The organism is Dactylosporangium sp. NPDC048998 (assembly GCF_043197855.1).
Classification (GTDB): Bacteria; Actinomycetota; Actinomycetes; order Mycobacteriales; family Micromonosporaceae; genus Dactylosporangium.
Genome location: NZ_JBICTV010000075.1, coordinates 1 through 11,991, shown reverse-complemented (window position 1 = coordinate 11,991; position 11,991 = coordinate 1). Strand labels below are relative to the sequence as shown.

Annotated in this window: 8 protein-coding genes and 1 pseudogene; 2 read left to right on the top strand and 7 right to left on the bottom strand. The window is 70.5% G+C overall.

Annotation, left to right across the window (positions count from 1 at the left end):
• The coding region (locus tag ACGFI8_RS47445) for a beta-ketoacyl synthase N-terminal-like domain-containing protein (RefSeq protein ID WP_392815586.1) at positions 1-3,943 on the bottom strand (3,943 nt) is incomplete at its 3' end.
• A gap of 455 nt (positions 3,944-4,398) precedes the next feature.
• Positions 4,399-4,683, bottom strand: coding sequence for an Lrp/AsnC family transcriptional regulator (locus tag ACGFI8_RS47440; protein ID WP_392815584.1), 285 nt, complete (start codon positions 4,681-4,683; stop codon positions 4,399-4,401).
• Positions 4,684-4,704: 21 nt separating this feature from the next.
• Here ACGFI8_RS47440 and ACGFI8_RS47435 point away from each other — a divergent pair, with 21 nt between their 5' ends.
• Entirely contained in the window at positions 4,705-5,256 is a 552-nt protein-coding gene (locus ACGFI8_RS47435) for a C40 family peptidase (protein ID WP_392815582.1), read from the top strand.
• 139 nt (positions 5,257-5,395) lie between these two features.
• On the opposite strand, the gene ACGFI8_RS47430 is transcribed toward ACGFI8_RS47435, so the two are convergent.
• On the bottom strand, positions 5,396-5,908 hold the full coding sequence (locus ACGFI8_RS47430; RefSeq protein ID WP_392815579.1) for a hypothetical protein: 513 nt from the start codon (positions 5,906-5,908) through the stop codon (positions 5,396-5,398).
• A 332-nt stretch (positions 5,909-6,240) separates the two neighbouring features.
• On the opposite strand from ACGFI8_RS47430, the gene ACGFI8_RS47425 reads away from it, so the two are divergent.
• Positions 6,241-6,633: a YkvA family protein gene (locus tag ACGFI8_RS47425; protein ID WP_392815576.1), complete on the top strand. Its 393-nt coding sequence runs from the start codon at positions 6,241-6,243 to the stop codon at positions 6,631-6,633.
• 148 nt (positions 6,634-6,781) lie between these two features.
• On the opposite strand, the gene ACGFI8_RS47420 is transcribed toward ACGFI8_RS47425, so the two are convergent.
• The 4 genes and pseudogenes from ACGFI8_RS47420 to ACGFI8_RS47405 form a co-directional block, all read right to left on the bottom strand.
• On the bottom strand, positions 6,782-7,459 hold the full coding sequence (locus tag ACGFI8_RS47420) for a transglycosylase SLT domain-containing protein (protein ID WP_392815574.1): 678 nt from the start codon (positions 7,457-7,459) through the stop codon (positions 6,782-6,784).
• A 70-nt stretch (positions 7,460-7,529) separates the two neighbouring features.
• Positions 7,530-7,976, bottom strand: coding sequence for a twin-arginine translocase TatA/TatE family subunit (locus ACGFI8_RS47415; RefSeq protein ID WP_392815571.1), 447 nt, complete (start codon positions 7,974-7,976; stop codon positions 7,530-7,532).
• A 196-nt stretch (positions 7,977-8,172) separates the two neighbouring features.
• Entirely contained in the window at positions 8,173-11,478 is a 3,306-nt protein-coding gene (locus ACGFI8_RS47410) for a PxKF domain-containing protein (protein WP_392815568.1), read from the bottom strand.
• 238 nt (positions 11,479-11,716) lie between these two features.
• Positions 11,717-11,991, bottom strand: a pseudogene (locus tag ACGFI8_RS47405) (sialidase); the annotation flags it as partial.

Below are 11,991 nucleotides of genomic sequence, written 5' to 3'. Positions count from 1 at the left end.
CCTGCGCCACACCCGACGGCGCCGTCAAACCATTCGACGCACCATCCTGATTCACCGCCGAACCCCGCACCACACCCAACACCCGATGACCCAACACACGCGCCACCGACAAACGCTCCACCAACAACACACCCACACCCTCGGACCACGCGGTGCCGTCCGCGGCCTGCGCATAGGGCTTGATCCGGCCGTCGGGGGCCAGCGCGCGTTGCCGCGAGAACTCCACGAACGAGGCAGGGGTCGACATCACCGCCACCCCACCGGCGACGGCCATGGTGCACTCCCCGGCCCGCAGCGACTGGACCGCCAGGTGCAACGCCACCAACGACGACGAACACGCCGTGTCCACCGTCACCGCCGGACCCTCCAGACCCAACACATAGGACACCCGGCCCGACGCGACGCTACCGGCGTTGCCGGTGCCGAGGTAGCCGTCGACCCCGTCGGGGACGCTGTCCATGCCGGTCGCGTAGTCGTGGTACATCAGGCCGGTGAACACCCCGACCGGCTGGCCACGCAGCGACGTCGGGTCGATGCCGGCACGCTCGAACGCCTCCCACGACACCTCCAGCAACAACCGCTGCTGCGGGTCCATCGCCAACGCCTCACGCGGCGAGATACCGAAGAACTCGGCATCGAAGCCCGCCACATCAATGAAGCCACCGGTGCGCACATACGAATGGCCCACCGCGTCCGGGTCCGGGTCGTACAGGCCGTCCAGGTCCCAGCCGCGGTCGGACGGGAACGGCGACATCACGTCCCGGCCGTCCATGATGAGCCGCCACAGGTCCTCGGGACTGTTGACGCCGCCCGGGTAGCGGCAGGCCATCGCGACGATCGCGATGGGCTCGTCTGTCACGGCACGCACGGGCGGTTCGGCGACCGGCGCGCCAGCCGGCTCCCCGAACAGCCGGCTGTGCAGGTATCCGGCGAGCCGGGTGGTGCTGGGCCGGTCGAACAAGACGGATATCGGCAGCCGCAGCCCGGTCGCCGCGACCAGGCGACTGCGCAACTCGACGACGTTCGCGGAGCTGAGGCCCAGGTCCTTGAACGCACGGTCGGCGTCGCACTCGCTGCCGCAGACCGCTTCGACCTCCGCGTGCACCAGATCGATCACGGCGCGCGCCTGCTCTGCCAGGGTCAGCGCAGCGAGCCGGGCGCGCAGCCGCTCGGTGGTCGGGTCGTCGGGGACGCCCGCCCGCTCCGGCGCGTCGACGAGCCCGCGCAGCGGCGCCGGCACTGCGCCCGGGCGCAGTGTGGCTGCGTCGATCCGCATGGCGAGCAGAACCGCGCGCGGCGTGCCGAGGTGTGCGGCGTCGAACATCGCCAACGCATCCTGTGTGGACAGCGCGGGGTCCCACGCGATCGCCCGCGTCGGCAGCTGCTGCGCGGCGCGGTGCTGGGCGATACCGTCGATGAATGCGCCGTCGACAGCGCGCGGGCCGCCGAGCGTCCCCGCCGGGTCGCCGAGCAGGACCAGGGACCGACCGCGCAGTTCGACGGTGAGTTCGTGCGCATGCCAGGCTCCCATCATGTCGGGGTCGGCCAGCACGATCGTGGTGAGTGGCACGGTCGCCGCGCCCAGGGCAGCCGCGAACGCGGGCCGGTCGGCGAGGTCGCATGCTGCGACGCCCACCTGCGCACCCAGTTCGGTCAGCTCGGCCGCCAGGCCGGCGACCCGCTCGTCGGCAGCACCGAGGGCGCTGACCAGCAACACGTGCTGGGCGCCGTGCCCGCGCACCGCGTGCCGGGCCACCGCCGCGCCGCGCGGCCCGTCGACACCGGCGACCACCACCGTCCCGGTGACATCGAGACCGCTGCCGGCGTCGTCGTCCGCGACGGGCACGTGGGACAGCCGCGGCCGGAGCACCACACCGCGGCGCACGGCCAGCTGGTTCTCGCCCGACGACACCGCGCTCGCGAGGGACGGCGCTGAGGAGTCGTCCAGGTCGACCAGCACCAGCAGGTCGGGCCGGTCGGCCAGTGATGTGCGTACGGCGCCCCAGACCGCGGCGCGGATCGGGTCGACCACACCGTCGTCGCCGCCGGTCGCGACCGCGTGCCGGGTCAGTACGACGAAGGTGACGGCGGCCAGCCGGTGGTCCGCGCGCCACGTGTCGAGGTCGTCGACGACCCGCCGGGCAACTGCTCTGGCGGCCACGACCGCGTGACCGGCGTGCACGGAATCGGTGGAGAGGACGACCACGTCGGGCACCGGGGCTGCGGCGTCGAGCGCGCGACGAAGCGCGGTCAGGTCGGTGTACTCGTCGAGCTCGCTCACCCGGGTCGCGAGGCCTGCGACCACGTCTGCCGTGTCGGTGCCCACGACGGCCCAGTGCGGGCCGAGCAGCGGCGGGGCGGGGACCGAGGGCAGCGGGATCCAGTCGAGCTTGAACAGCGACTCGTAGCGGCTGCTGCCGGCGGCGCGCAGCCGGGCGGGCTGTTCGAGCAGCACGTGCCGGGTAATTTTGCCGGACGCGGTGCGGGGCACCCGCTCAATGTCGTAGATCTCCTCGGGGACCTTGAACGACGACAGCCGTCCGCGGCAGTGCGCAAGCAGCGCGTGCGGGTCGTAGCCGCCCGGGCCCGGCACGACGAACGCCACCGGCACCTCGCCGAGAATCTCGTGCGGCTTGCCGACCACGGCCACGTCGGCGACGCCGGAGACGCCGCGCAGCACCTCCTCCACCTCGCCCGGGTGGATGTTCTCGCCACCGCGGATGATGAGTTCCTTGATGCGGCCGGTGATCGTGAAATAGCCGGCCTCATCGCAGCGGGCCAGGTCGCCGGTGTGGTACCAGCCCTCGCGGAGCGCGGTGGCCGTTGCCTCGGGCTGGTTGTGGTAACCGACCATAACGCTCGGTCCGCGCACCCAGACCTCGCCCTCGGCGCCGGCGGCCACGTCCGTGCCGGTGTTCGGGTCGACCACGCGCACACCGAGGCCGGGCACCGGCAGGCCGCACGAGCCCTCCACGCGGCTGCCCGTCGGCCAGTTGATGGTGATGGACCCGCAGGTCTCCGTGCTGCCGTACGCGTCGAGCAGGGGCGCGCCAAACGTCTCCTCGAACGCGCGGCGCAGCGCCGCGGTGGTGATGGCGCCACCGACGAGGCCCATCCGCAGATCGGGTGCCTCGAAGCGCCGCTCGCGGGCGGCCCTGACAAGGTAGTGGTACATGGTCGGCACACCGGCGAGGAACGTGGAACGCTCCTCAGTCAGTGCGTCGAGCACCTCCTCGGCCGCGAACCCGTCGACGATGCGGGCGGTCGCGCCGACGGCGGTGACGCCGAGCAGGCAGACGATGTGAGCGAGGCTGTGAAAGAGCGGCAACGGCCAGAGCACGCGGTCGTCGGACGACAGGCCGGGCACCGGCACATAGCATGCGGCGACCGACCAGAGACAATTACGCTGGGTCGACAGGACCCCCTTGGGCTTGCCGGTGGTGCCCGAGGTGTAGAGCATCCAGGCGACATCGTCGAGCCCGAGGTCATCGCGTGCAGGCATAGCCGGCTCGGTGGTCGCGAGTTCTTCGAACATTCCACCGGTGGTGACGATGCGGGCCGCCGAGTCCACGCCGAGCGCAGCTCGCACCACGTCGACGTGGGCGGGATCGGTGATGACCACGCGGGCGCCGCTGTCGTCGAGCAGGTAGGCCAGTTCAGCCTCGGTGGCGCGCGGATTGAGGGGCACCCCGACCGCACCGGCACGGGTGATCGACAGGTAGCTCTCGATCATCTCGACCCGGTTGCCGAGCAGCATGGCCGCGCGGTCACCGGGCTGCAGCCGCAGCGCCGCGAGGTGGCCGGCGATGCGCCGGGTGCGTTGCTCCAGTTCGGTGTAGCTCACGGCGCGGTGCTGGTCCCGGAAGGCGACCTTCGCACCGAACCGCGCTGCGTTCGCTTGCAGCAGTTCGTGCAGCGGTCGGATCAACTCGGTACGCAGCATGGACCACACCTCCTGGGTGACGAGGCATTTGCGGGTGTCATAGCGGCCTTGACGTGATCGGGCCGGATCCCAGTGTGAGTGCAGATCGCTCCTACCTAGACCCCAGCGATACCCCCTAAGTCATCCCAGACTTCGCGCAATCGCTGCTGACCGCTGCGAAGCCATCGGTGCACCGCGGTGGTCGTGCACCGCGGGGCGAACCACACCCAGCGAGCCGAGCGGACCTGCGACGTCACGTGGCAGCACGACGGGCGCTCGCACACCGCCCGCATCGACGTGGGCGGCAAGGTCGGCGGCGACGGGCGTGCGTATGGGGCCGCAGGCGGCCCCGGTCCCGGCTCAAGCGGCCCGGGCCGGCCGCGGACCGTACATTCGATTCGCGCTGATCCGTTCGCGGTCGGCCTTGTTGTCCTGACCGACGCGGGTACGAGGAGCTGTCAGCTGAGCATGTGGGATCAGCGTCGTGCGAGGCCGGTGCGTTTCGCGGTCGCGAGGAGCGGGGTGGTGTCGATGGCGGTGATCCGGCTCAGCGGGCCGATCGTGGTGACGAGGAAGGCGTAGACGGCGTCCAGGTCGGTGGCGGCCAGGGCGACCAGGAGGTTGGCCGGGCCGGTCGTCGCGGCGACGAACCGGACCTGTGGGTGGACGGTGAGGGCTTCGGCGGTCTCCTCAAGTGCGCCGGGCTGGACGCTGATCCACATCAGGGCCTCGGCGTGTACGCCGAGCAGTGTGAGGTCCACCTCGGTGGCCAGGCGAACGACGTGGCCGCGCACAAGTGCGTTGAGGCGCCGGCGGGCGGTGAGTGCGCTGATGCCGACGCCGCGCAGGACGCCGACCTCGCCGCGAAGAAGACCCAGATCGAGGGCAAGATGGCCGACCTGCAGAAACTGCGCCAGCAGGCGTACGGCAGCAGCGGCGGCACCGGCAGCCTCAAGCCCGTCGCCTGCCCGGTCGAATACCTCGGCGGCCCCGGCGGTACCGCGGCCAAGAAGGCCTGCGACCTCATCGGCAAGCCCTACATTTGGGGAGCGGCCGGCCCCAACGGGTACGACTGCTCCGGCCTCACCCTCGCCGCCTGGGCCGCCGCCGGCGTCACGCTGCGCCACTACACCAAATGGCAATGGGACGACAACAAGGCCGTCTCCCGCGCCGACCTGCGCCCCGGCGACCTCGTGTTCTTCTACAGCGACCTGCACCACATGGGCATCTACGTCGGCGGCGGCTGGATGGTCCACGCCCCCACCACAGGCGACTACGTCCGCATGGCCAAACTCGACGGCCGCCCGATCACCGGCTACCGCCGCCCCGCCTGACCCCGCACTCCGAAGCAGAGGAACCACCTGGGCGCTGTTGCGTCGCGGGATCGATGGACGCGTTGAACTCGTCCTCGAAACCGGAACCCGGCGAACGCCGAGCAACGCAACGGAGCCCGGCGGCTTCCGTCGTCGCGGGTCAGTTCCCGCCGATACCGGTGTCCATGACCTTCGCGGACGCCTTCACCTGGGCGCGCTTGGTCTGCTTGCCGCCGATCGTAGTGATCGTGTAGGTGTGCGTCTCGACGCTGCCAACCGGGCCGCCGCAGGAGAACGTGAACGTCTCGGTGCCGGTGGCCGGGTAGTTGCCGTAGCTGCCGGGCAGGTCCGGATTGTCCACCGACAGGCCCACGCCGGTCGCGCCGGTGACCTTCCACTTGATGATCACCGGTACCGCGTCGGCGCGGTACACGGCCGTACCTTCGGGGCATTTGGGTTGCTGCACGATTTTGAACTCGACGATCTTGGTGGCGCCGCTCGGCTTGCTGTTCTTGGTCGAGCTCGGCTTCAGCGAGGAGGTGGCGCCGGCCTGCACCATCGACGGCGAGTCGGACGGTGTTTCGGCCGTGTCGGAGGAGCAGCCGGTGGTACCCAGCGCGGTGAGCGCGATCGCGGCGGCGGCCATCGAAAGGCGGACGGTTCTGCGGTTCATGGTGTACCTCCCGGCAGCAGGCGTTTGGTTGACACATCTGACGTTAGGAGCACCCCGACCCAGACTGATCCTGGATTCGTGCCACACCCGGCAACTGCGGCCACACCGGCGTCGGCGTAGCGGATCAGCCGCCATGTGCCCAGTCCACGACGGTCCGTCGGCACTCCCCCTGCCACCCAGATCCCCCAGGTGGGGGAACTCGATTTCGCGCGGTGGGGAATTTTCCGGGAGCGCCATCACCGTGCCTGGACGCCGGTGACGCACCATGGGGTAGGGCGCTGCGGGCCCGCGAGGCGTGCGGAGGGGCGATGGCGGCGAGGTTGCGACGGCGGATGGCGTTGATCGGGTTGCTGCGGCTGTTCAAGCCCAGCACGCCTGGCGTGCGTCGGCGGCTGGCGGCGCTGCCGCGGATGATCGCGGCGACACGCCGCGGCGAGTATGACGGCGGGTTCCGGCTGGTCACCATGGGACTGGCCGCGGTGTACCTGATCTCGCCGCTGGACCTGATCGCTGACGTGGTCTTCCTGATCGTCGGAGTCGTCGGCGCCGGCGGGCTGACGGTGTGGCTGACCGGTGCGCTGCTGGAGGAGACGGAGCGGTTCCTGGAATGGGAACGTCAACGCGACCTGGCTCGGCGTCGTGCGGCGCCGTTCGGGATCGGACGAGCAACGACGACCGCGGCACGGCCGACGGGCGGCCCCCGTCCCCGACCAGCAGGCCGCTGAGGCTACGGCAGGTGTCGGGCTCGGGGCAGCCCCAGCGCACCCGCGGACCCAACGACCGCCGGTATGACCCGCTCGCTCGCCGCGAGCACGCCGGACTTGCACAACGGCTCGACCTGCGCCATCTGTAGCGAGGTCATCGTCCGGGCAGTCAGTGCGCCGGCTGCAAGGCGGTGCCGGCGGCGACCCAGTTGCCGTGGAGGCGGTCCAGGTAGGTCTGGGCAACCTCGCCGGGTTTGGCGCCGTGGGCGAACTCGATCATACTGGCGGGCCCGGCGTTGTAGCCCAGCGCGAGTAGCTCGTCCTTGGTGTAGGAGGCGACCCAGCGTACCGGTAGGCGGGCGGCCAGGTCGTGCAGATACCAGGCCGCGGCCTCGACTGCCAGGCCCGGGTCGTCGGGCAGTTCCTGCCATTGCCGGTCGGCGAAGTCGCGGCCGCGTTTCGTGTCGTCGAAGGCGGACTGGTGCATGTTCGCGATCCCGAACGCGGCATCTGGTTTCATCTTCTGCCAGGCCCGCTCCAGGGCCGGATCGTGTGGTTTGTCCGACTCGTTGTACAGGATGGCCATCAGCAGTTGCGGATTGACCCCGGCCCGACCCGCATACGTGCGGACCGCGGCGGCATACCGCGCCGGGTCCTGGCCGGCGGCGCCGGTTGGGGACGGTCGACTGGCCGCCCCCGCGCTCGGCGCCACTACGGCATCGGACACCCCGACCTGCGGCCTACCCGCCGAACCAGGATCCCGCTGGCAGCCCGGCACGGCCCAGCCGGCCCCTGCCGCCAGAACGACCAGCGCGGCCAGCGACGCACCGCTTCGACGCGCGCGCACCACACGGACCCTCCTTCCAACCCACCCGCGACTACCTCGGCGGTCAGATCGCTGCGCGCCGAGGGGAACCTCAGGTGACGTCGTCCCACGAGGTGCGTACCGCTGGCGCGGTTGGCTGTGGTGTCGTCGAATTTGGCGACGGGGCGACCGCGGAGACGCCGGGGGCGGTGGCGCGGCTGGCCGCGGATGCGGTGGCCTGGACGTCGCGCTTGACGCCCTCGGCCACGCCTCGAACGTCGTCGTAAAGCCCCTGCAGCGGCTTGCGGAGGGCCGTCTCGTCAGCCTCGCTGAGCAGGTGTTTGCGTAGGAACGTCTTCGGGTGCAGGTCTTCGAGCTGGATATCAGTGCCGAGTTCGCGACTGAGGTCGCCGGTGGCGTTGCGGGCCATCTGGCGCAGGTTGCGCAGCATACGGATGCCGTCGCTGATCGCCCTCGGTAACCGGTCAGGACCGAAGATGAACAGCCCGACCAGGATGATGACGATCAAATGCCAGCCGCCGAGGTTTTCCAAGCCCATCGCGTCAGCCCTCCCCTGCACTCAGCGGCAAGACTACCCACCCACGACCGCGGTCCGGCAGGGCCACATGACGTCGACCGCCCTCCGCGACCAGGATCACCGGCAGGTTCCGGAACTTGTGCCAGCGGGCCACCGCCGGCTCACGGTTTGCAACCGCAAACCGTGTCCGCACCGGAGCCCTTGTTCGGACCGTCCCTCAGCGCAGTCCGAACACGAACGTGATGGCACTGCCGTCGGCGAGAGTGACTTGGTAGGTGTAGGTGGTGTTCGCAGTCAGCGACTTTGTGGAGATGTTGAAGATCCATTGCTGCGCTGAGGCGTCCCACCGGAATGCGGTGTCCGGTGTCGTGGACGCCACCGCCTCGTTGACGGTGTTGCTAGCGGTACCGGACCTGGTGGCGACGAGCGCGAAGCTGCTCACGACCGGCGGGGCGGCGGTCGTCGGCCCGACGGAGGTGCCGTTCGCGTCGCACACGCGAAACTTCGCGGGAACGGTGCTGCCCAGTTTGAACACGCTCGACCCGTCGGCGTTGACCGGCTGCAGGATCTGGTGGCCGGCGTCCCCGTTGCACCGTCCGGTCGACGCGTACATGACGTGCAACGCACCCGGGGCGAAGCGGAACACGTAGTTCGTCGCGGTGAGCGTGCCACCGGTGCACGTGATGGCGGCGGCGCCGACCGTGCCGGTTGCGCCGGTCGGCACGAAGCAGGCGGGTTGGCCGGCGGTCGCGGACGCGGCAGTGTCGCCGTTGACGAAGCCGGTGATCGTGGCGGTCAATGGTGGCGCGGCCCCGTTGAGGACCGCGGTCTTGTCGTCGGCGGTCACGGTGAGGATGGCCGGGGTAACGGTGAACGACTGTTCGGCATGACCGGGGTCGTAGCCGCGGCCGGCGGCCTGGTCGGCATCGATGGTGCACGTGCCTACACCGGTGAACCTGACGGTGCCTCCGGACATGCTGCACACGTTGGCGGTGGCGGGCGCGATGCTGACCACGACTGGATTCCCGGACGGTCCGCCGGTGGCCGCAGGAGTGTATGTGCCGCCGTAGGAGGCGGACGATGGCGTGCTGGTGAAGGTGACGGCCTGCCCGGGCAGGGTCAGGGTGAAGGTGTCGATGCGGCTCTTGCGTAGCCCGAGCGGCAGTGCCTTCGCCTCCGTCGTGTTCCCGTCGCCGTAGAAGTCGACGCTGCCGTCGTCCTCGATCAGCTGGACGGTGGCGCCTGAGATGAGCGGATCGGGCACGGCGACGATCGACTCCCACGAGCCGAGCGGCGCCGGCAGGGTCAACGCGGCGACTGGCTGGTCGGTGGGGTTGCCGTCCCAGGAGTACAGCGCGAACTTCCCACCGCCGGCGTAGGAGCCGGCGATGATCAGGTACTGCCCGTGGGCGTTTCGGCGGATCTCCCGCACCGACCGGCCGCCGAGATCCCACAGCATCGGAGTGCCGATGCTCGCGGTTGTGGCGGTGCCGGTGATGAGGTCGGTCAGGTTCGTCACCGCAACGACGAGCGCAAGGTTGCGGGTCGTGACGGTCTCGAGCGGCGCGCGGAATCCGATGTAGGCTGTGCCGCTGCCATCGGCCGCGAACTCCATGCCTTCGACGTTGAACCCGTCGATCGTCTTCGGCGAGTGGCCGGCGGCGGCGCTGTCCGTCAGCCGGTAGGTGTTGCCGTTCGCGATGTCCCAGTTGATGAGGTCGTCGCGAAGGTTGCGGTACGCGCCGGCGAACGTCAGCTGCGTGCTGGCGCCGGTGCCGGTGACGCGGGTTGCGAACATGATGGCCCGCGATGGGCGCAATGCCCCGTCATCACTGCTGTTGCCCATCGACCCGGTCCAGTAGATCGTGTCGCCGAGCCGCGCTGCGGCTTCGATGTCGATGGAGTCGCTGTTCTTCGTCGACAGGCCGAGCGCGGCGGAGAAGTCCCAGCTCGTGACCGGCAGCCCGGAGCGGTCCCCGCGGTATAGGCGTAGCGCGTTGGACGTGTCGTCGCCGACGAGGACGTAGCCGTCGCCGGCGTCGAACGCGGTGGAGGCGTCGGATGCGCCGGCGAGCCAGTGACTCGTTGCGTCGGGAGCGGCGGCGGACGCGCCGTAGAGGAACGAGGTGGTGCCGGTTGCGCCACTGCCCGGGTCGGTGATCCTCAGCGTGATGGTCGAGTACCCGACGGTGCCACCGGGGCTGATGCTGACGGTGCGGGTCGCGCCGGTGCCGGTGATCGTGATGCCGGCGAGCGGCGCGACGGCCTCGTCGGACGTCAGCGGTGTGACGGTGAGCCCTGCCGGGTCTACGGTCGGGTCCGCGTCGGCAAGGGTGAAGCTCAGGGTCGGGTTGTCGGGGTCGCCGATGACCGCACCGAGCACCGTGTCGGCCAGGTTCGCCGTCGGCGCGGGCCGCGGCGTCGGCTGCCCGGCCGGGCCGAACGCGATGCCGCGATAGGCGACGTTGGCCGGGGCGCTCGCGAGCGTCGTGAGCGTTCCACCGCTGATGGGAGCGGCTGCACCGGCAGTGTCAACAAACGAGTACACCTTCGTGCCGTTGAGCGCGGTCGCGTACAGGTGCACCCCGTCGGCTTTGATCCGTCCGGTGAGCCCGCCGAGCACCGTGCCGGCCGCGACGGTGCCTTCAGCGGTCCAGGTGCTGCCGATGAGCGAGTACTTCGTGATGCCGCCGGTCGTCCCGTCGGCGACGTACAGCGTGTCAGGACCTGTGCCGCCGGCGACGTTGAGCAGCGCGAACCCGTACGGATCGGCCGGGCCGGCGAGGGACGTCAGCGCCTGCGCGCCGGACGTCGGCAGGCCCGTGCCGATCCGCGACACACCCGCGGGAGTGGTCTTGTCCGTGCTCAGGTACAGATTTCCGTCGATGGTCTGCGGAACGCGGGCGGCGTTGATCGACGTGACGATGGGCGTCGAGGTGGACCCGCCGAGCGGTACCTGCACCATGCCCGCCTTCGGCGTGTTGCTGCCTCCGGCGCCGGTCACCCAGAACCCGGTGCCGTCATTCGTCGCCGCGCCGCGGACGTTGTTGCCGCTGAACGCGTCCGTCAGCCGGGTCGACGTATCGACCGCGCCGTTCCCGTCGATGCGGGCGACGACCCGTGGCACTGTCGGAGCCGTTGGCGTCGTGGTGGTGGACGCCACCGAGCCGGTGCCGGGTGTCGTGGCGTAGCCGGCGAGGGTCAGGTACCGGCCGTCGCCAGACAGCGCGAGGGCGCCCTCACTCGTCGCGGTGCCGCTGAGCGCGAACGGGAAGTTCGACCCGGACGCGGCGGTCGGAAGCGGAATCGGCGTCCCGACGGCGCCGACCGAGGACATCGGCACGATCGACACCGGCGTCGCCGAGCTGGTGAGCGCCCCGGTGCCGGTGCCGACGGCGACGACGTCGATCACGTCCGGTGCCAGGGCGGCGGCAGGCGCCGTGGCGATGGTGAGACCGGCGGCGGTCAGGGCGATAGCCACCGCGGTCGCGGTGGATGCGCGGCACAGGCGGGCGGTGGGCACGGGACGGAGCGTAGGGACGACCCGATGTCAGGAAGTGGCCGGCATGGAAACGGCATCCATCGACATCGTAAACACCGACACCGGGGCGTCATCGCCGACAGCAGCTCGTCCGCGACGTGCGCCGCCGCGATGCCGGTGACCTGGGCGTGGTCGTAGGCGACGCGGCCGCCTTCGCCCGCGTCGACGGTCCTGCTGGCCGCGTGCCCGGCCGCCGCGCGGCGGCCGGGCACCAGACTGGCTACGGGTAGCTGACCACGCTGTGTGGCGTCACGCTGGAGGGCAGGGCGGCATCGCCCGTGTCGTTGATGACGTGGGTGATGGAGCCCTTACCCAGGGAGACGGTCAGGATGTCGTGGAACTTGACGTTGGCGTTGACCGGTGCTTCGTAGGAGTGGTAAGCGGCGATGGACGGGTCTGCGGTGAACACGCAGTAGCTGCCCATGCCCCACGCCTCGTGCGAGGTGACGGTGTTGGCCACCTTGTACGCGGCGTAGCCGGTGATGCCGTCGTGCG

Bases quoted from the DNA above. Each gene is read 5' to 3' on its own strand.
- ACGFI8_RS47425 (WP_392815576.1), top strand. From the start codon at position 6,241: ATGGCGTTGATCGGGTTGCTGCGGCTGTTCAAGCCCAGCACGCCTGGC.
- ACGFI8_RS47430 (WP_392815579.1), bottom strand. From the start codon at position 5,908: ATGAACCGCAGAACCGTCCGCCTTTCGATGGCCGCCGCCGCGATCGCG.
- ACGFI8_RS47415 (WP_392815571.1), bottom strand. From the start codon at position 7,976: ATGGGCTTGGAAAACCTCGGCGGCTGGCATTTGATCGTCATCATCCTG.